The organism is Ferrimonas balearica DSM 9799 (assembly GCF_000148645.1).
Lineage (GTDB): Bacteria > Pseudomonadota > Gammaproteobacteria > Enterobacterales > Shewanellaceae > Ferrimonas > Ferrimonas balearica.
This window is the reverse complement of record NC_014541.1, coordinates 2,528,763-2,546,802: the sequence shown is the minus strand read 5'-3', so window position 1 is coordinate 2,546,802 and position 18,040 is coordinate 2,528,763. Positions and strand designations below refer to the sequence as shown.

At 62.1% G+C, this 18,040-nt stretch carries 15 protein-coding genes; 8 read left to right on the top strand and 7 right to left on the bottom strand.

Annotated elements, in window-relative coordinates:
* Positions 1-3 precede the first annotated feature (3 nt).
* Together FBAL_RS11550 and fadE are read right to left on the bottom strand one after the other, a co-directional pair.
* Positions 4-378 (bottom strand): hypothetical protein, encoded by a 375-nt coding sequence (locus FBAL_RS11550; protein WP_013345781.1) that lies wholly within the window; start codon positions 376-378, stop codon positions 4-6.
* 206 nt (positions 379-584) lie between these two features.
* The gene (gene fadE / locus FBAL_RS11545) at positions 585-3,032 is read right to left on the bottom strand and encodes an acyl-CoA dehydrogenase FadE (protein WP_013345780.1); all 2,448 of its coding nucleotides are present in this window, start codon (positions 3,030-3,032) and stop codon (positions 585-587) included.
* A 217-nt stretch (positions 3,033-3,249) separates the two neighbouring features.
* Here fadE and FBAL_RS11540 point away from each other — a divergent pair, with 217 nt between their 5' ends.
* On the top strand, positions 3,250-4,026 hold the full coding sequence (locus FBAL_RS11540) for a class II glutamine amidotransferase (RefSeq protein WP_013345779.1): 777 nt from the start codon (positions 3,250-3,252) through the stop codon (positions 4,024-4,026).
* A gap of 19 nt (positions 4,027-4,045) precedes the next feature.
* Here FBAL_RS11540 and FBAL_RS11535 read toward each other — a convergent pair whose 3' ends face one another.
* Complete coding sequence (locus FBAL_RS11535; RefSeq protein ID WP_013345778.1) at positions 4,046-4,738, bottom strand: DUF3108 domain-containing protein; 693 nt, start codon at positions 4,736-4,738, stop codon at positions 4,046-4,048.
* Positions 4,739-4,753: 15 nt separating this feature from the next.
* A complete protein-coding gene (locus tag FBAL_RS11530; protein ID WP_013345777.1) occupies positions 4,754-5,098 on the bottom strand; it encodes an MGMT family protein in 345 nt (114 codons plus the stop codon).
* Positions 5,099-5,345: 247 nt separating this feature from the next.
* Here FBAL_RS11530 and FBAL_RS20450 point away from each other — a divergent pair, with 247 nt between their 5' ends.
* Both FBAL_RS20450 and fghA read left to right on the top strand, forming a co-directional pair.
* Positions 5,346-5,522: a hypothetical protein gene (locus FBAL_RS20450; protein ID WP_171814265.1), complete on the top strand. Its 177-nt coding sequence runs from the start codon at positions 5,346-5,348 to the stop codon at positions 5,520-5,522.
* A gap of 57 nt (positions 5,523-5,579) precedes the next feature.
* Positions 5,580-6,413 carry an S-formylglutathione hydrolase gene (gene fghA, locus FBAL_RS11525; protein ID WP_013345775.1) on the top strand — a complete coding sequence of 278 codons (834 nt, stop codon included), beginning with the start codon at positions 5,580-5,582 and terminating at the stop codon, positions 6,411-6,413.
* Here the strand turns inward: fghA and FBAL_RS11520 are convergent.
* Positions 6,410-7,000 carry a serine O-acetyltransferase gene (locus FBAL_RS11520; RefSeq protein WP_013345774.1) on the bottom strand — a complete coding sequence of 197 codons (591 nt, stop codon included), beginning with the start codon at positions 6,998-7,000 and terminating at the stop codon, positions 6,410-6,412. The genes fghA and FBAL_RS11520 overlap by 4 nt on opposite strands.
* Before the next feature lie 212 nt (positions 7,001-7,212).
* Between FBAL_RS11520 and imuA the strand changes: the two genes are divergently transcribed.
* Genes imuA through FBAL_RS11505 form a run of 3 tightly spaced genes read left to right on the top strand, consistent with a single transcriptional unit; the run spans position 7,213 to position 12,312 of the window.
* Entirely contained in the window at positions 7,213-7,881 is a 669-nt protein-coding gene (gene imuA / locus FBAL_RS11515; RefSeq protein ID WP_013345773.1) for a translesion DNA synthesis-associated protein ImuA, read from the top strand.
* Positions 7,881-9,260, top strand: a complete 1,380-nt coding sequence (locus FBAL_RS20280) for a Y-family DNA polymerase (protein WP_013345772.1) — start codon at positions 7,881-7,883, stop codon at positions 9,258-9,260. Before imuA ends, FBAL_RS20280 begins: the two co-directional genes overlap by 1 nt.
* Positions 9,247-12,312, top strand: a complete 3,066-nt coding sequence (locus FBAL_RS11505) for an error-prone DNA polymerase (RefSeq protein ID WP_013345771.1) — start codon at positions 9,247-9,249, stop codon at positions 12,310-12,312. Before FBAL_RS20280 ends, FBAL_RS11505 begins: the two co-directional genes overlap by 14 nt.
* Before the next feature lie 183 nt (positions 12,313-12,495).
* On the opposite strand, the gene FBAL_RS11500 is transcribed toward FBAL_RS11505, so the two are convergent.
* Both FBAL_RS11500 and FBAL_RS11495 read right to left on the bottom strand, forming a co-directional pair.
* A complete protein-coding gene (locus FBAL_RS11500) occupies positions 12,496-13,383 on the bottom strand; it encodes a LysR family transcriptional regulator (RefSeq protein ID WP_013345770.1) in 888 nt (295 codons plus the stop codon).
* A gap of 128 nt (positions 13,384-13,511) precedes the next feature.
* Positions 13,512-15,278 (bottom strand): flavocytochrome c, encoded by a 1,767-nt coding sequence (locus tag FBAL_RS11495; protein ID WP_013345769.1) that lies wholly within the window; start codon positions 15,276-15,278, stop codon positions 13,512-13,514.
* Positions 15,279-15,497: 219 nt separating this feature from the next.
* Here FBAL_RS11495 and FBAL_RS11490 point away from each other — a divergent pair, with 219 nt between their 5' ends.
* On the top strand, positions 15,498-16,514 hold the full coding sequence (locus FBAL_RS11490; RefSeq protein ID WP_013345768.1) for a porin: 1,017 nt from the start codon (positions 15,498-15,500) through the stop codon (positions 16,512-16,514).
* Positions 16,515-16,675: 161 nt separating this feature from the next.
* On the top strand, positions 16,676-18,016 hold the full coding sequence (locus tag FBAL_RS11485; RefSeq protein ID WP_013345767.1) for an SLC13 family permease: 1,341 nt from the start codon (positions 16,676-16,678) through the stop codon (positions 18,014-18,016).
* Positions 18,017-18,040: the final 24 nt, after the last annotated feature.

The window sequence follows — 18,040 nt, the reverse complement described above, 5'->3', positions numbered from 1 at the left end:
TGTCTATTCGGTCAGCGCAGCCAATCTGGCCTGAGCTTCGGTCAGGTAGGGGGGCGCGTGGAACTGGGCCAGATATTCGGCGGGCACGGTCAGCTCAACCTGCTCAAAGCGTTCAATGGCGATACGCAACTCCGGTACCGCGGTGCAGGCCATCTGAATCTGACGGCTTTGTCGCAGCAGGCGAATCAGGTAACGACCTTGTTGCCATAGCTGTAACAGTTCCGGCTCATCACCGGGGCGGGCGCAGGGGCCCAGATGGTCGGAAAGTTGCACCACTTTGTGGGCAATCTGGCTGACAGAAACGATCTGCTCGGCCAGGGTGAAGTTGGCGGCTTTGGGTCCAAACGCTTGTCGCATCAGCGTTTCGTGCTTGTTCATCCGTAGAGACTCCCGTGGCAATATCCAGGCGCATGGCACAAGGTGACACAATTTCGCGCCCCTGTATTTTACTGTGCACGGGAACGGGATCCTGTTCCCCAAATGTGGCGAGGCTGTGACGCCATTCTCGAACGTCAGCCGTGGCAACTGTGAGGCAGGTCAAAAAAAAGCCGGTCGGAGACCGGCTTTTCGATTGCGGTTAAGGCTTAGGCGGCCTGGTCCGCGCTCGGCTTGGCGGCGGGACGTTGTGCCTTGAGCTCTTCCGGGTCGAAGTCGTTGACGTTGATGGCGTTGAGACGGCCCTGTTCGGCCACGCGCATCTGCTCCGCTTCCTCTTCGCTCAGCACGCCCAACTCCAGACCCTGTTCGGCGATGCGGTCCAGGAACATAAAGGGCAGCTTCTTACCAGCGGCTTTGCACACTTTGTCGTACAGCGGCTCTACCGCCAGAATGCGTGCCAGAGTCTGCTCCAGTTTGCCCACGGCGTTGCTGTCGTGCGGCTCCAGCCACTGGCCGTCAATCAGGCGGCTGCGGGTGGCAGACGGGGTCTGAAGGATACGGGCCACTTTGTGGTCCAGCACGTCAGACGGACGCTTCATCGGCTTGCCGAAGGGGAACAGCAGGAACTTCAGCAGACCACCGAAGGCCGGGAAGTTATCGAGCAGCTCATCCAGGCTGGTTTGCAGCTTATGCAGGCTGTCTTCCACGCCCCACTGCAGCAGCGGCAGATCGTCCACCTGACGGCCTTCGTCGTGGTAACGCTTCAGGGCGGCCGAGGAGAGGTAGAGCTGGCTCAGCAGGTCACCCAGTCGGGCGGAGATGCGCTCTTTACGCTTCAGGCTGCCACCGAGCATGCCCATGGACAGGTCGGACAGCAGGGCCAGGTTGGCACTGAAGCGGTTCATCTGCTGGTAGTAGCGCTTGGTCTGGTCGCTGAACGGGCTGGAGGAGAAACGGGCACCGGTCAGGCCGTACCAGATGCTGCGCACCAGGTTGCTGAAGACAAAGCCAACGTGGCCCCATACCGCAGCGTCAAAGTCGTTCAGGGCTTTGCGCTTATCCTTGTCGAAGGCCGCGGTCATCTCTTTGAGCACGAAGGGGTGGCAGCGGATGGCACCCTGGCCGTAGATGATCATGGTGCGGGTCAGGATGTTGGCACCCTCTACGGTGATGGCGATGGGGGCACCCTGGTAGCCACGGCCCAGGTAGTTGTCCGGACCCAGGCACACCCCTTTACCACCGTGGATGTCCATGGCGTCGATCAGGCACTTCTGCATGCGGTCAGTCAGGTGCATCTTCACGATGGCGGAGATCACCGAGGGCTTCTCACCCAGGTTCAGACCGGTGGTGGTCAGCGCGGTGACGCCGTCCATCAGGTAGGCGTTACCGCCAATGCGGGCCATCGGTTCCTCAATACCTTCCATCTTACCGATGGGCAGTTTGAACTGACGACGGACGCGGGCGTAGGCACCGGTGGCCGCAGCCACGGTTTTGATGCCACCGGCGGAGTTGGAGGGCAGGGTGATGCCACGGCCAACGGAGAGACACTCCACCAGCATGCGCCAGCCCTGGCCAGCCATCTTCGGACCACCGATGATGAAGTCGAGCGGAACGAACACGTCTTTACCGCGGGTCGGGCCGTTCTGGAACATGTTGTTCAGCGGGAAGTGGCGGCGACCGATCTCCACACCATCCATGTCGGTGGGGATCAGGGCACAGGTGATGCCGATCTCTTCCTGATCGCCCAGCAGGCCATCGGGGTCACGCAGTTTGAAGGCCAGACCCAGCACGGTGGCCACCGGGGCCAGGGTGATGTAGCGCTTGTTCCAGGTCAGGCGCATGCCCAGCACCTCTTTGCCTTCCCACTCGCCTTTGCAGACGATACCGAAGTCCGGGATGGCACCGGCGTCAGAACCGGCTTCCGGGCTGGTCAGGGCGAAACAGGGCACCTCTTTACCCACTGCCAGGCGCGGCAGGTAGTGGTCTTTCTGGGCTTCAGTACCGTAGTGCTGCAGCAGTTCACCCGGGCCCAGAGAGTTGGGCACACCGACGGTGGAAGCCAGTACGGTGGAGTGACCGGCCAGCTTTTGCAACACGCGGGACTGGGCGTACGGAGTAAACTCCAGACCGCCGTACTGCTTCTTGATGATCATGGCGAAGAACTTGTTGTCCTTCAGGTACTGCCACACCTCTTGCGGCAGGTCGGCATCGTAGTGGGTGATGTCGAACTCATTGACCATCTTCATCACCTCTTCCACCGGGCCGTCGAGGAAGGCTTGCTCCTCAGGGCTCAGGGTCGGGGTGGGGTAGTTGTGCAGGGTGTTCCAGTTGGGCTTACCGGAGAACAGGTCCGCATCCCACCAAACGGTACCGGCTTCGATAGCGTCTTTTTCGGTTTGCGACATCTCCGGCATGATGCCTTTGAACACCTTGAGGATCGGAGCAGTCAGCAGTGCGCGACGCACCGGGGCGAGGTTGAGCGGCACAAAGACGATGGCAAACAGCGTCCAGGTGATGGGGCCAACCAGGCCGAGGAAGTGGCCGATCCCGAGCAGGACGGCAGCGAGGGCGGTAAACACGAGCAGGGAGGCCCGTTGGTATAGGGCCGCTCCCAAAATCACGATGGCAGCGAGGCTCCAAAGTAGGGTAGTCACAGTCATTCTCCTTGTGTCTCGGTGCGCCAGGCACTGTGCGAGTGATCACAGTGTATGACACAGATCCGACCAGTGTCACGGAAAAAGTAAACAATCGTTTGATTTTTTGCTAGGGAGCTTGATACGCAAGGGGACTGGGACAGATCACCCTTTCCAGCTATCCTAGCCACAGGCGGCTTTGCGCCGCATGACAGGGACTTAAAGGACGTGAACTTTCATGTGTGAACTTCTGGCGATGAGCGCCAATGTGCCAACCGATATCGTGTTCAGTTTTACCGGCCTGGTGGAGCGCGGCGGCAAGACCGGCCCACACCGGGATGGCTGGGGCATTACGTTTTACGATGGCCCCGGCAATCGCACCTTTAAAGACAGCGATCCAAGCTGTCACTCCGAGGTGGCCAGCCTGCTCAAGTCCTACCCAATCAAATCGAAAACTGTGGTCAGCCATATTCGCCAGGCCAACCGCGGGCGCGTCTGCCTGGAGAACACCCACCCCTTTGGCCGTGAACTGTGGGGGCGTAATTGGTGCTTTGCCCACAATGGCCAACTCAGCGATTACAAAACGGTGCTGCAGCCGGAGCGCTTTCTGCCGGTGGGCAATACCGACAGTGAACTGGCGTTCTGCACCCTGATGGATAAGCTGGCGGCGCGCTACCCCAAGCCGCCGAAAGACCGTAAGCAGGCGTTTCGCTTTCTGGCCCGGGAGGGCCGGAAGCTGCAGCAGCTGGGGGTGTTCAATATGCTGATCTCAGACGGGGTCTATCTGCTGGCGCTGTGCGGCAACAATCTGCACTGGATCACCCGGCAGGCGCCGTTTGGCGAAGCGCGGCTGATTGATACCGAAATGGTGATCGATTTTCAGCAGGAGACCACGCCGAAGGATGTGGTGACGGTGATCGCTACCCGGCCGCTGACCAGCAACGAAGCCTGGCACAAGATGGAAGCGGGAAGCTGGTGTCTGTTCCGGGAGGGGAAAGTGGTGGCCCAGGGCTGAGGCCCCGGGCCGGGGAGAATCAGTAGAACTCCACCTTCTGCAGCCGCATGTCGGCTTTCAGGTCGCCATCTTCAAAGTGGGCCAGGCGCGCCACGACGTAGTTCATCTGGGGCAGGAACCAGATAACGGTGCGCTTGGGATCACCGGCTTCACGGATGCGCTCCACCCGGATGGCGGTGGCGGTACCATCGGGGATGGTGACCTCCTCTTCGCCGATCACCCGATAGTAATGGTTGCGCTCGCTGGTTTTCTGGATCAGCGGGTAGTGCATATCGGTTTTGCCCGCCGCCACGTCGAGGCGCAGCTGCTGCTGGTACAGCAGGTTGTCGAACACCGGTGAACGCATCGGGAAAGTTTTCTGGCGCTTTTTGTATTTCGCCACGATCTCACTGCCCTCAAACTGGATGCTGGCACCGAAGTCCGGGCCGCTGCCCTTGCGGTCCATGCGGTAGTTGAGGGGTTTCAGCACATCGTTATCCTGCCGTTCAAACACCGAGGTTTCGGTGCGCACATCCGACAGCAGCAGGAAGGAGACGTCACTCTGGTAGCCCATGCGGTAGCGGTTGTCGCTCAGCTGCTCCAGGTGGTAGTAGCCGCCCCCCAGGGAACTGCTGCCATGAAACACCTCATAGTCAGCGCGGAAGGGGGTAAAGGGATCGGCCTGGCCCAGCATGGGCAGGGTCAGTAGCAGGGCCAGCAGCAGCGGCTTCATCAATGGCGGTTCCTATCAGTAGTCCAGTTGCCACAGCAACTCGGCCAGATCCGGTTGCCACTGATACAGTGACAGCGCAATCCGGCCATTGTTCACTTCCACCCCTTCACTGCGCAGCCGCGCCATCTGCTCCCGGTAGCCGGGGCTGTCTTTGGCGATGCTGATCTTGCCGCTGGCACCGATCACCCGGTGCCAGGGCAGTTGCCGCTGTGGCGGCGCCAGTCGCAGTGCCCTTGCCGCCAGTCGCGCCCGACCGGGCAGGCCCGCCAGATCGGCCAGTTGGCCGTAGCTCACCACCTTGCCCGCCGGCACCCGCTCCAGGGTGTTCCAGATCCGTTCAAGGTTGGTATTGGCAGACATGGCGGCTCCCGATCATTTGCGATGCTGTTAAGGCTTGGTAATCTGGGGAAATTGTTCCTCATTATCGGTCAGTTCCATGAAAAAGAGAATCGGACTATTGCTGGTCACAGGGCTGTTGGCAGGTTGCCAGAGCGGCGGGCCAGCCAGCTTTGCCGCACACAGTTATTCGGGCCCCCTGCAGCGAGTGGACAGTGAAAGTTTAGGCGCTGCGTCGGGCACGAGTTGCCAGCGATACTGGATCTATCTGTTGCCTGCGGGCGAGCCGCCGTCCACTCAAGTGGCGCTGGAGCGGGCCATGGTGTCACGGGCTGGCACCGAGTTTCTGGTCAATATGACCGTAGAGACCCGACTGGATGTGCGGTTGGGCTATATGGATGAGTGCATCCTGGTCGAAGGCGAGGCCCGGCGGCGGCTCGCGCCCTGACGCCTGACCGCATCCCCGCCTATACTGCGTCGACGGACGCCAGCACGAGGAACCCCCATGGAACTGTTATCGCAAACCGAAGTGTTCGACGGCTGGTTGCGCCGTTATCGCCACCACAGTGAGGCCACCGCTACCGACATGGTGTTTGCGGTATTCCTGCCGCCTCAGGTGATGGCGGCCCGGGTGCCGGTGTTGTATTGGTTGTCGGGCCTGACCTGCACCGACGAGAACTTCTGTCAGAAGGCGGGGGCCTTCCGGCTGGCCGCCCAACTGGGGTTGGCCATTGTCTGTCCCGACACCAGCCCCCGGGGACTGGCGTTGCCCGGTGAGCATGATGAGGACGACTTGGGCTCCGGGGCGGGATTCTATGTGGATGCCACCGAGCCGCCCTGGGCCGATCATTACCGGATGTACGAATACGTCACCGATGAGCTGCCAACGCTGGTGGAGATGAACCTGCCGGTGCGGGCGGATAAGAGCATCTGCGGTCACTCGATGGGGGGGCATGGTGCGTTGGTGGCGGCCCTGCGTAACCCTGGAGTATACGCGTCAGTGTCCGCGTTTTCGCCGATCTGCCACCCCACAGAAGCCCCCTGGGGACGCAAAGCGTTCAGCGCTTACCTGGGGCCGGACCCCGCCGACTGGCAGCAGTACGATGCCACGCTGCTGGTGGCCAGCGCAGAGGAGCGCCTCCCCATCCTGATTGACCAGGGCAGCAAGGATCCCTTCCTCGAATCGCAACTGATGCCCGAAGCGTTCCGCGCGGCCTGTGACGCGGTGGATCACCCACTGACCCTGCGTATGCACCCGGGGTATGACCACAGCTACTACTTTATTGCCACCTTTATTGATGACCACCTGCGCTTCCATGCCCAGGCGCTCGGGGCTTAGGGGTCCGGTGATTTAGAGAACGACGCGAGATGAAGGGGCCGGGGCTGAGAAGCGCCGGCTTTTTTTGTCAGCATTTTGGCGGGCACCCCGGCCAACACGCAATTTTCCTCATTGAATGACCGGTTCACCACCGCGTTGGCCCCAATAGTGGCGCCATTGGCCACGGTGATGGCGTCGTAGATCTTGGCACCGGGGCCGATGTAGATGTTGTCACCCAAGGTTGGCACCCGCTCTTTACTGTCCGGGTGTCGCCCGATGCACACATCGGTGTGGATGGTGCAGTTACGTCCGATGCGGGCCCGGGTATTGATAACGATGGTGCCGTAGTGGGGCACGTATAAGCCGGGACCACAGGTATTGATGGGGATGGTGAAACCCAGAGTGCGGGAGCGCCAGCGGAACAACGGGCAGCACAGCAGGTAGCCCACGCGGTGTTTGCGGTTGTGCATCCATTCGCACAGGCGCAGCAGTACGGTGAATTGCCAAATGGCATCGAAAAAGTACTTCGCCGCACCTGCGGAGCGTTTGGAGTGGAGCCTGTCCTGCTCCAGACATTGCCGGAACGAGGCGTAACTGCTTATTGGCATACCAATTTTCCCATGGCTCCTGACGACTGGCGATGAGATTGCTTCGATTGGGGGGTATCTGGCCTCTTCAGGACCGCGAAATCCCGAGTTGTCAGCATAGCAGTCGGTTCACATTCTGCGTGTTTGTTCCCCGGTTGAGACAGGGTTTCGCTTGCGATCGTGGGCAGGAACACTAAGATAACTGTATAAATGTACAGTGTTCGTGTGTTCCTATGGAAGCGCCGGTTTCCCATCTACTCAACCGAAATGACATCTGGCTGGCGAGCCAGCAGCAAGCTGGGGGCGAAAGCCTGCCAACCGGATTCTCATCCCTTGACCAACAGCTGGCCTTAGGGGGCTGGCCACGTTATGGCGTGGTGGAACTGCTGGCGGATGACCCGGCGTTATCACCGCTGCTGGTGCCGCTGCTGGCGGACTCCGATGCCGACCGCTGGCTGCTCTGTGTGGCGCCACCGGTGCCGCTGTATGCGCCGGGCTGGCAGCAGATCGGGGTCGATCTCAGCCGCCTTGTCTGCGTGGATGCACGGGACTCACAGGAGCAGTTGTGGACGCTGGAACAGGCCCTGGGCAGCGGCCGCTGTGCGCTGGTACTGGCCTGGCTGGACAACCTCAGCGTGGCCCAGGTGCGACGCCTGCAACTGGCGGCAGAGCGGGGCCGTTGCCTGTTGATGCTGCATCTGCCCCTGGTGCTGGCCGAGCAACCCCACCCGGTGCCGCTGCGGCTGAGCTGGAGTCGCCAGCCCGGCGGCCTCTCGGTGTCGTTGCTGAAAGAGCGGGGCGGCTGGCCCAAACCGGCGTTTTTCCTGCCGCTCTGCGGGCAGGGCGTGACCCCAGAGTCCGAACCTTGCCACGCTCCGGTATTGCTGCAGGGGCCGTGGTGATGTTGCTGGGGATCCATTTTCCCGATCTGGCCCTGCATCACCTGGCCCGCGGACTGCCCCAAAGCGAACGGCCGCTGGCCCTGATCAGCGGCCACCCGCTGACGATTCAGCAGTGCAATGATGCCGCACTGGCGCTCGGTGTGGTGCCCGGCCAGCGGCTGGCCACCGCGACGGCGCTGTGTGACGGCTTGCTGTGCCACCCGCTGCCGGATGAGGCGCCGCTGCTGGAGGCGATGGCGCAGTGGGCGTATGGCCTCAGCGGGCAGGTGATGCTGTTTCCGCCCCAGACCCTGGTGCTGGAGGTCAGCTCCATGCTGCGCCTGTTTGGTGGACTGGCCTCGTGGTTGTCGGCGTTGCAGCAGGGGCTGGCGTCACTGGGGCAACCGGCTCACTGGGCGCTGTCCCATACCCCCATGGCCGCGGCTTTGCTGGCCCGGGCCCGACAGCCGGAAACCGAAGCCCGACCGGTGATGGAGGCGCTCGCTTCGTTGCCACTGAGCGCCTGGGATCTGCCTGCCGACGCTGAAGTCCGGCTGGCCGGTATGGGGGTGCATGATGGCAAAGCGCTGTTGGCGCTGCCCCGGGCCGAGCTGGGCCAGCGTTTCGGCGCGGAACTGCTGCTTTATCTCGAACGCCTGCTGGGCCAGCGACCGGATCCCCGTCCCCATTTTCAGCCGCCGGAACATTACCAGCGTCGACTTGAGCTGATGGAGGAGATCGAGACTCTGGCGGTGCTGCGTTTTCCCCTCAATCGCCTGTTTCTGGAGCTGGCCGAGCTGCTGCGCCGACGCCAGTTGGCGGCCAGTGAGGTGCAGATTGGTCTGCAACACCGGGACCGGCCCGCCACTGAGCTGACTTTGCGGGCGGCGGGACCGGAGTTCCGGGCCGAAGTGTGGATGACCCTGTGTCAGCTGCAACTGGAGCGACTGGTGCTGTATGAGCCGGTGATCGCCCTGACGCTGGCGGCGCCGGTGCTGTTGCCGCTGGAGCCGGAGTCGGCGGCGCTGCTGCCGGGGCAGGGGCCGGACCGGGCCGCCCAGGACCTGTTGGCGCGGCTGCAGGCGCGGTTGGGGGCGGAGCGGATTTACAGTTTGCAGAGCGTGGCGGAGGTGCGGCCCGAACTGGCCCAGCGCCGTTGTGCCCCGGGCGCGGGCGCTGGCGAGGCCGTGGTGGCAGAGCGGCCGCTGTGGCTGTTGCCGGAACCGGCCCCGATCGCTCGTGACACGGTCACTCTGCTGTCCGGGCCGGAGCGGATTGAAACCGGTTGGTGGGACGCCCAGCCGGTGGCGCGGGACTACTTTATTGGCCTGGATCCGGCGGGGCGGCGGTTGTGGCTGTTTCGCGATGGTCAGGGATGGTTTGTTCATGGCGGCTTCTGAAACCGGCTTTGCCCAGCTGCGCAGTGCCAGCAACTACAGCTTTTTACAGGGGGCGTCCCACCCGGATGAACTGGTGCAGCAAGCCGCTGAGCTGGGCTATGACGCGCTGGCGCTGACCGATGAGTGCTCTCTGGCCGGGGTGGTCAAGGCCCATATGGCCGCCAAGAGTGCGGGCCTGAAGCTGATTGTCGGCAGCGAATTTGTGCTGGATCAGGACCGCCTGATCCTGCTGGCGATGAACCGGGTGGGCTACGGCGAGTTGTCGGCGCTGATCACCCTGGCCCGACGCCGCTGTGACAAGGGCCAGTACCGGCTGGAGTGGGATGACCTGACGCTGCCCAACTGCCTGTTGCTGTGGGCACCGGCAGCGCCGACTGAGGCGCTGGAGCGGGGACGTTGGCTGGCCCGGCGCTTTGCGGAACGCATCTTTCTGGTGGCGGAGCGGATGCTGCGCGGCGGCGAAGGGGAGTGGCTGACGGCTCAGGAGGCTCTGGCCCGGCAGTTGGAGGTGCCGATGGTGGCGGCAGACCCGGTGCGGATGCATGAAAAAGCCCGGCAGCCGTTGCTGGACGCGCTGACCTGTATCCGCCTGGGCTGCTCGCTGGAGCAGGCCGGTGGTCGTCTGGCCGGTAACGCAGAGGCGTACCTGAAACCCCGGACGAGGCTGGTGCAGCGGCACCGCGCCGAGTGGCTGGCCAGCACCGTCAGCCTGGCCAGCCGTTGCCAGTTCAGCCTGGATGAACTGCGCTATGAGTACCCGGCGGAGCTGGTGCCGGAAGGGATGAGTGCCAGCGACCATCTGCGCCAGGAAACCCTGAAAGGCGCCCGGCGCCGCTATGGCGAGGCCGTGCCGGAGTCGGTCAGCCGACAGCTGGAGCAGGAGTTTGCCCTGATCGACGAGCTCGGCTACCACTACTTCTTCCTCACCATCTACGACATCGTGCAGTTCGCCAAGCGTGAAGCGATTCTGCACCAGGGCCGCGGCTCGGCGGCCAACTCGGTGGTGTGTTACTGCCTGGGGATCACCGAAGTGGACCCCACCAAGGTCAACCTGCTGTTTGAGCGGTTTTTGTCGCGGGAGCGGGATGAACCGCCGGACATCGACGTGGATTTTGAGCATCAGCGTCGGGAGGAGGTGATCCAGTACATCTACCGCAAGTACGGGCGGGGCCGGGCGGCGTTGGCCGCCACGGTGATCAGTTACCGCTTTAAAAGTGCCATGCGGGATCTGGGTAAGGTGCTGGGCATTGATGAGGGGCTGATTGAGCGTGGCCTGCGCGGCGTCGACCGCCGTGACCCGAGCCAACCCTGGCAGGCCCAGCTGGCGGCACTGGGGCTGACCGGTCCGCGTGCCTTGCTGCTGATCCGCCTGGTGGAGCAGTTACTGGGGTTTCCCCGCCACCTGTCCCAGCACGTGGGGGGATTCGTGATCTCAGCAGGCCCGCTGTCGGAGCTGGTGCCGGTGGAGAATGCGGCGATGGCCGAGCGCACCGTGATCCAGTGGGACAAGGATGATCTGGAAGCTCTGGGGCTGTTGAAGGTGGACATTCTGGCGCTGGGGATGCTCAGCGCCATCCGTCGTTGCCTGCAGTCGGTGGGGCAGTGGCGAGGCCAGCCGATGGCGCTGGCGGACGTGGTGGCGGATGACCCGGCGGTGTATGACATGCTGTGCCGGGCCGACAGCGTCGGGGTGTTCCAGATTGAGTCGCGGGCCCAGAGCAACATGCTGCCGAGGCTGCGGCCACGCAGCTATTACGACCTGGTGGTGCAGATCGCCATTGTCCGGCCGGGGCCGATCCAGGGGGATATGGTGCACCCCTATCTGAAGCGCCGGCATGGGCTGGAACCGGTCAGCTACCCCAGCGAGGCGGTGAGGGAGGTGCTGGAGCGGACCCTGGGGGTGCCGATTTTTCAGGAGCAGGTGATCAAACTGGCGATGGTGGCGGCGGGCTTCTCCGGCGGCGAAGCGGATAAGTTGCGCCGGGCCATGGCCAGCTGGAAGCGCCATGGTGAGCTGGAAAAGTTTGAGCGCAAGCTGAAGCAGGGGATGGCGGAACGCGGCTACAGCGCCGAGTTTGCCGATCAGATCTTCCGCCAGATCCGCGGCTTTGGTGAGTACGGTTTTCCCGAATCCCACTCCGCCAGTTTCGCTCTGCTGGCCTACGCGTCGGCCTGGCTGAAATACCACTACCCGGTGGCGTTTACCTGCGCCCTGCTTAACAGCCAGCCGATGGGGTTTTACACCCCGTCTCAGCTGGTTCAGGACCTGCAGCGTCACAACGGTCAGGTGCTGCCCCTGTCGGTCAACCACAGTCAGTGGGATCATCAGGTGGAAGCGGTGCAGGGTCAGATGGCCCTGCGGCTGGGCCTGAGGCTGGTAAAGGGGTTAAGCCGACAGGCGGTGGAAACCCTGCTGGCGGTGCGGCCGGAGGGGGGCTTCAGCTCGGTGCACCAGCTGGTCAGCCTGGCCCGGCTGGACCGGGGGGCGCTGGAGGCGCTGGCCAGCGCCGATGCCCTGGCGGAGCTGGCGGGACACCGCCATCAGGCGCGCTGGCTGTTGGCCGGAGAGGCTCAGCAGTTGCCGCTGTTTGCCGAGTTGGAGCCCACCACCGACGTGACCTTGTCCGGACCGGATGAGGCGGAGGGGATTGTGGCGGATTACCAGCAAACCGGATTGAGCCTGGGGCGTCATCCATTGAGCCTGCTGCGTGAACAGGGCCAGCTGGCGCGCTGCCTGACCGCGGCACAGCTGCTGAGCTGTCAGCACGGCCAGCTGGTGCAGCTGGCGGGGCTGGTGGTGGGACGGCAGCGGCCGGGCACCGCCTCCGGTGTCACCTTTATTACCCTGGAGGATGAGACCGGCAACGCCAATGTGGTGGTCTGGGCCGACACCGCCCGGGCTCAGCGCCAGCCCTATCTGACCGCCCGGTTGCTGAAGGTGAATGGCATCCTGGAGCGGGAAGGGGAGGTGATCCACGTGATTGCCGGACGACTGGAAGATTGGTCGGAGCGGATCCGCCACCTGTCGGTGCGGTCACGGGATTTTCGTTAAAAGTGATCGCCGTGCGGTCCACCGCCGTAACGGTCAATGAAGCCGGTGCCGGGGCTGAGCCTCTATCCTCGTACAGCCAACTCGCCCGGTCTCTGGCTTCGCTCTATTCCTTGTTGAACCCTGCTTTGGCCGCTCATCCTGGAGCGGCCTCTTTTTTGCCGGTTCACCGGCGGTAGGCGTGCACTATTCGCTGACCGGCAGGCCGCAGCAGTCGAGGAAGCGTTCCATCAGCGGGGTCCGCTGGGTCTCTTTGTAGATGACGTAGATGTCCCGGTCGGGGATGGTGGCGCCGGTCTGCACCTCTTTCAGATCACCGCGCTCCAGTTCGGCGTCGACCGCCAGCATCGGCAGAATCGACAGGCCCAGTCCGGTACCGACGGCGCGCTTGATGGCGCCCATGGTGTTCATGATGATCTCATCCTGCACCGTCACCCCCAGCTCTTTCAGCAGGTTAAGGGATTCGATGCGGGTGGCGGAATCCTCCTCATCGAGGATCCAGGTGGCGGCGGTCAGGTCAGCGGGCGTCGCGGGCCGGTGTGCCAGTTTATGGCCCGGGGCCGCCACCACACAGAGGCGGTCGTTACGCCAGCGCTGATAGTGGATGTTCTTGTCCTTTGGTTTCTGGCCAATAAAGGCCATATCCAGCTCATTGCGATGCACCATCTCCTCCACCAGTGCGCTGGAGTCGATCTTGAGGCGGGTGCTGACGGAGGGATACAGCGCCTTAAAGCGCGGCAATTTGCGGGACAGTACGTAGTTGCCGGAGGTTTTGTTGGCACCGATGCTCAGGCTGCCGCCCAACCCCTTGGCCTGCTCTTTGAACATCTGTTCCAGGTGCTGGGTTTGTTTGAGGATGGTATTGGCCTGTTGCAACGCCAGGTTACCGGCGTCGGTCAGCACCAGTCCGTGGGGTGTGCGCTCCAGCAGCTTGGCTTCGAGTGAACTCTCCAGCTCTTTCAGATTCATGCTGACTGCGGGCACCGAAAGGTGCAGCTGGCGGGCCGCCTTGGAGAGTTGGCGGTTGTCGCAGATCGCTTTGAACACCGCCAGTTGTTTCAGGGTAATGCGCATATCCGGTTCCTGTTTAAGCCACCCGAGTGTACTGGGAAGCTCGGGCCGTTGGACGGCACCGTGTCACAGAAACACAACAGCGGAGCCCGAGGGCCCCGCTGTTGTGTGATGAGGGAGAGGATCCCGGATTACTTCTTGGTGGCGTACTCGGCCGCGTGCTCACCGGCGCGACGACCGAAGACCACGGTGTCGGCGATGGCGTTACCGCCCAGACGGTTGTAGCCGTGCCCCCCGCCAGTCACCTCACCGGCGGCGTACAGGCCCTGGATCGGCCAGCTTTGCAGGTTCAGCACGTTGGAGTTGGTGTCCACCGCAACGCCACCCATGGTGTGGTGGATGCCCGGCGCCACTTTCACCGCGTAGTAGGGAGGCTGGCTCAGGTTCAGCGGCATATCGCTGCGGCCAAAGGCCTCATCTTTACCGGCCGCCTGGTAGCGGTTGTAGTCCTCAGCGGTTTTGGCCAGGGATTCCATGCCGGTGATCTTGGCCAGGTCCTCAATGGTGTTGGCTTTGCTCAGCATGCCCAGGTGCTCGTAGCCGCGCACCATCTGCTTCTTCTCGATCAGCTGCTCGTCAAACACCAGCCAGGCGTACTGCTCGTCCTGCTTAAGGATGGCGTCGGAGGCACGGTCACGGGTGGTCAGCTCGTTGATAAAGCGTTCACCGTGGACGTTTACCATGATGGCGCCCACGCCCCGTACGGTTTCGGAGATCAGGATGCGGCTGTCTTTGCCGATGGTCGGGTGGGCCTGAACCCAGTCGATGTCGGTCATGGACGCGCCAATCTCTTTGGCCAGGCGGATGCCGTCACCGGTGGCAGTGACGTTGTTGGAGCTGGTCATGTCCTTAAAGGTGGGGCGGTAGTAAGCCACCATCTCTTTGTTCATGCCGTAACCTCCGGTGGCCAGCACCACGGCGTCAGCGCCGATCATCTTGTGGCCGGAGTGCTTACCGTGTACCACCACACCCACGATGGCCTGATCGTCATTCAGCACCAGCTTCTCCACGCGGGAGTTGAGGCGCACATCGATGCCTTCGCGCTCAGCGGCGGCGCGCAGGGTGTCGATAATGTGCGGACCCACGCTGTAGCCGCCGGTCGGACGGTGGGTACGTTCCACCTTGGCGCCACCGGAGCGCTTCAGGTCATCCATGTTGGCGCCCAGGGACTCCAGCCACTTAACGCCGTCGGCAGACTCTTCCGCCATGATCTGCACCAGCGCTTTGTCGTTCTGGTAGCGGCCGCCCTTCATGGCGTCTTCCACAAAGGAGTCAATGCTGTCGTCGATCCCTTTCTTGGCCTGTTGCGGGGTACCCACGGCGTTGAAGCCACCGGCGGCCAGCATGGAGTTGCCGCCGGTGAACGGGGCTTTCTCCAGCAGGATCACGTCGGCACCAGCGCGCTTGGCGGCGATGGCGGCGTTGTAACCGGCAGAGCCGGCACCGACGATCACCACCTGGGTGGTCTCTTTCGGGCCCGCCTTAATGGCTTTGGCGATCGCTTCCTGATCCCACTCGGCGTCCCAGGCCGGCTTGGCTTTGGTGTCGGCGAAGGGCATCTCTACGTTGTCGAAGCTGTGGCACTCGTTGCAGTACATCTTCGGCGCATCGTGAGCGCGGTGGCAGGAGGTGCAGTTGATGTCGCCAAGGTGGGAGGTGTGCGGATCAAACTCCAGCTTGTCGTTGGCCAGGTCTTCGTAACCGCCGTGACAGTTTTGGCACTGGGCGTTTTCATGGGTTTCGCTGTCGCTGACTTTCAGCGGCTTGGTATGGCAGGTGTCACAGCCGCCCATGGATTTATGGAAATCCGCCAGAGAACCGCCTTGCGCATAAGCGGCGCCAGACAGGGAAAGCATTACCGCTGCAACGGACAGTGCACTTAATTTGAGTTTCATCATCACACCCTTTTTAGGTCGAGTTATTTAACGGGGAAAATGATAACAATCGCTGGCAAATGAAAATTTTGATCCGCTTCAAAGTTAGTTTCCGGCTAATTTCAATTACGTTAAGTGACGTTAAGTTTTTCTGAAGGGGAATGAAATTGCCTGTGAGCTTCCTCAAAAAGTGAAACATCTTCGCATCATAGACTGCCCTCCAAATCATAAGAGGAAGTGACTATGAAAAAGATGGCTCTGGTGTTGTTGACCGCCAGCGTTTCCGCTCCAGCACTGGCTGAAAGCCCTGATTTCTATGGCCGTTTCTGGGTTGGGGGCACCTTCTCCGATAGCGGATTGGCCGGCAATGAAAAGGTGGATGGTGCCAGTCTGGAGAACTACGCCTCCTACATTGGCATGAAAGGAACGCACGAAATTTCATCAACCCTTAACCTTATCTATAAGGCCGAAGCAGGTATTGAGAGTTTCGACAACAGCGCGTCGAATGTCTTTAAGTCTCGTAATACCTATATTGGGCTTGATGGTTCATTCGGTGAAATTACCTTCGGACGAAATGACACCGTATTTAAGAAAATCGAAGGCGGGATTGACCAATTTAATATCACCTCGTCCGACATGAACCGCTTGATTGCCGGTAACGATCGACTGGGTGACACCGTCACCTATCGCACCCCGGTACTGGCGGGTTTCCAGCTGGGCGCAACCTACACCCCGGAAGACGATTTCGGTGGCAAGGCGGAGCTGGACGACGCCAACAACTATGCCGTCAGCCTGGTGTACGGTGACGGCAAACTGAAAAAGACCCCGCACTATCTGGCGCTGGCTTACGCCGACGGTCTCAATGGCCTCAAAGCGGTGCGGGTGGCGGCGGGTTACAAGTTGGGCAGCTGGCAGTTTGGCGCCCTGTATCAGGATTCCGAGTCACTGCAGTACACCAACCTGGATGGCGATTCCTGGTTGCTGAGCGCCGCCTGGAAACACGGCGCCCACAAGGTGAAGGCGCAGTGGAGCATGGATAACGCCGGTCTGGGCAAGATCACCAGCAATGCCGGGGCGGATCTGGACACCGTCACCGACAGTGAAGCCTACGCCTACTCGCTGGGTTACGACTATGCCCTGTCCAAACAGGTGACGGTGGGCGCCATCGCCTCCTACTACGATGGCGAGTTTACCGATGCGGCCGGTCGCACTGAGTTCGACGACACCCTGCTGACGGCGCACCTGAAGTATCTGTTCTGACCCTTTCCCGTGCCAGCAACCTATCCCTGCTGCGGTTGCTGGCGCTGGATCACGTTTCATTCACTGAACGGCGGCCGTCATCCCAAGGCGGGAGCCGCACCCCGTTCCGGTTACGGCGGCTTTGTTACGCTGGCGACTGAGTTTTGTTGGATTGGGCGTTCATGAGTCAGCGTCACTTACTGAGTCTTTCTGTTGCGGCCGGTGCCACGCTGGTGCTGGCCCTGATGCCGCCGATGGCCCAAGGTCTTGGGCTGCTGGCGCTGGCGATCCTGTGCTGGGCAACGGGGGTGATTGGGCCGCTGTATGCCGGGGTGATGATCCCCGCAGTGGCGTTGCTGCTCGGGGTGGTGTCCCCCTCGTTGGTGGTGGCCAAAACCGTCAACCCGGTGATCAGCATCTTTGTGTTCGGCTTTGTCTTTGCGTACCTGTTTCACCGCTGCGGCCTCGGCGACTGGATGAAGGTCAAAGTGCTGCGCTGGAGCGGTGGGCGTCCGCGCCTGGCTCTGGCGGGGTTTGCCACCCTGGCGTTCTTTACCTCAATGCTGGTCACCAACGTGGCCAGTGTGGCGCTGTTCTTCCCTCTGGCGCTCTCTTTGGCCCCCTATCAATACGGTACAAAAGCCACGCCACTGCAGAAGTACATCGGTGTGCTGATTGTGCTGAGTGCCACCATGGGGGGGATCTCCTCCATCATTGGCAGCACCACCAGCCTGATTGTGGCGGGGCTGACCGAAATCAATATGGTGGACTGGATTAAGCTGATGCTGCCGCTGACCCTGTCGTTGTGGCTGCTGGGGGCGCTGGTGGCGCGTCGGGTGTTTGCCCCGGAGTTTGGCGAACGGGTAACCCGCCAGCCCGAGGATGTGTCGCTGGCACCGTCCCAGCGCTGGATACTGCTGGTGTTCTCCGGCGTGCTGATGGGTTGGCTGTGGTGCTATCGCCAGGAGGGTGAGTTGGCGCGGCAGCTGGCCATTGCCATCCCGATGTTGGCCATCCTGCCGCTGGCCTGGCTCAGCGGCGAGCGGGTGACGGCGTTGCTGGGGGGCGTGCAATGGCCGGCGGTGGGGATCTTCGTCAGTGCGCTGGTGCTGAGTGAGGTGCTGAAGCATCTGGGCGTGGCTTGTGGCCTCGGCGCCGGATTGCAGCCGATCAGCGAAGTGATCCCGGCGCCGCTGCTGGTGTTGGGCATGCTGGTGACCATCATGGCCTTTACCGAGTTTGTGACCAACTCCGGCACCGTGGCGATCTGGGGACCGATGGTGCTGTATCTGGTGGTGCCGCTGGAGCTGGAGATGGCGGAGGTGGCCATCATTCTCGCCATGGGCGGCTCTACCGCTTATATCCTGCCGTCCTCCACACCGGGCAACGCGGTGCTCTACAGCGCCGGGGTGGTGCAGCGTCAGGAGATGCTGCCGTTGGGTTACCGCATGAAGCTCACCGCGCTGTTGGTGATTCTGCTGGGCCTGGTGGGATGGGCGCCGATCTGGCAGGCGTTCCACTAGCCCCTTGCCAACTTGCGCCACAGC

What these genes read in the sequence shown, in the direction of transcription:
- FBAL_RS11550 (WP_013345781.1), bottom strand. Translation starts at nt 378, where the DNA reads ATGAACAAGCACGAAACGCTGATGCGACAAGCGTTTGGACCCAAAGCC.
- FBAL_RS11540 (WP_013345779.1), top strand. Translation starts at nt 3,250, where the DNA reads ATGTGTGAACTTCTGGCGATGAGCGCCAATGTGCCAACCGATATCGTG.
- FBAL_RS11535 (WP_013345778.1), bottom strand. Translation starts at nt 4,738, where the DNA reads ATGAAGCCGCTGCTGCTGGCCCTGCTACTGACCCTGCCCATGCTGGGC.
- FBAL_RS11530 (WP_013345777.1), bottom strand. Translation starts at nt 5,098, where the DNA reads ATGTCTGCCAATACCAACCTTGAACGGATCTGGAACACCCTGGAGCGG.
- fghA (WP_013345775.1), top strand. Translation starts at nt 5,580, where the DNA reads ATGGAACTGTTATCGCAAACCGAAGTGTTCGACGGCTGGTTGCGCCGT.
- FBAL_RS11520 (WP_013345774.1), bottom strand. Translation starts at nt 7,000, where the DNA reads ATGCCAATAAGCAGTTACGCCTCGTTCCGGCAATGTCTGGAGCAGGAC.
- imuA (WP_013345773.1), top strand. Translation starts at nt 7,213, where the DNA reads ATGGAAGCGCCGGTTTCCCATCTACTCAACCGAAATGACATCTGGCTG.
- FBAL_RS20280 (WP_013345772.1), top strand. Translation starts at nt 7,881, where the DNA reads ATGTTGCTGGGGATCCATTTTCCCGATCTGGCCCTGCATCACCTGGCC.
- FBAL_RS11505 (WP_013345771.1), top strand. Translation starts at nt 9,247, where the DNA reads ATGGCGGCTTCTGAAACCGGCTTTGCCCAGCTGCGCAGTGCCAGCAAC.
- FBAL_RS11500 (WP_013345770.1), bottom strand. Translation starts at nt 13,383, where the DNA reads ATGCGCATTACCCTGAAACAACTGGCGGTGTTCAAAGCGATCTGCGAC.
- FBAL_RS11495 (WP_013345769.1), bottom strand. Translation starts at nt 15,278, where the DNA reads ATGATGAAACTCAAATTAAGTGCACTGTCCGTTGCAGCGGTAATGCTT.
- FBAL_RS11490 (WP_013345768.1), top strand. Translation starts at nt 15,498, where the DNA reads ATGAAAAAGATGGCTCTGGTGTTGTTGACCGCCAGCGTTTCCGCTCCA.
- FBAL_RS11485 (WP_013345767.1), top strand. Translation starts at nt 16,676, where the DNA reads ATGAGTCAGCGTCACTTACTGAGTCTTTCTGTTGCGGCCGGTGCCACG.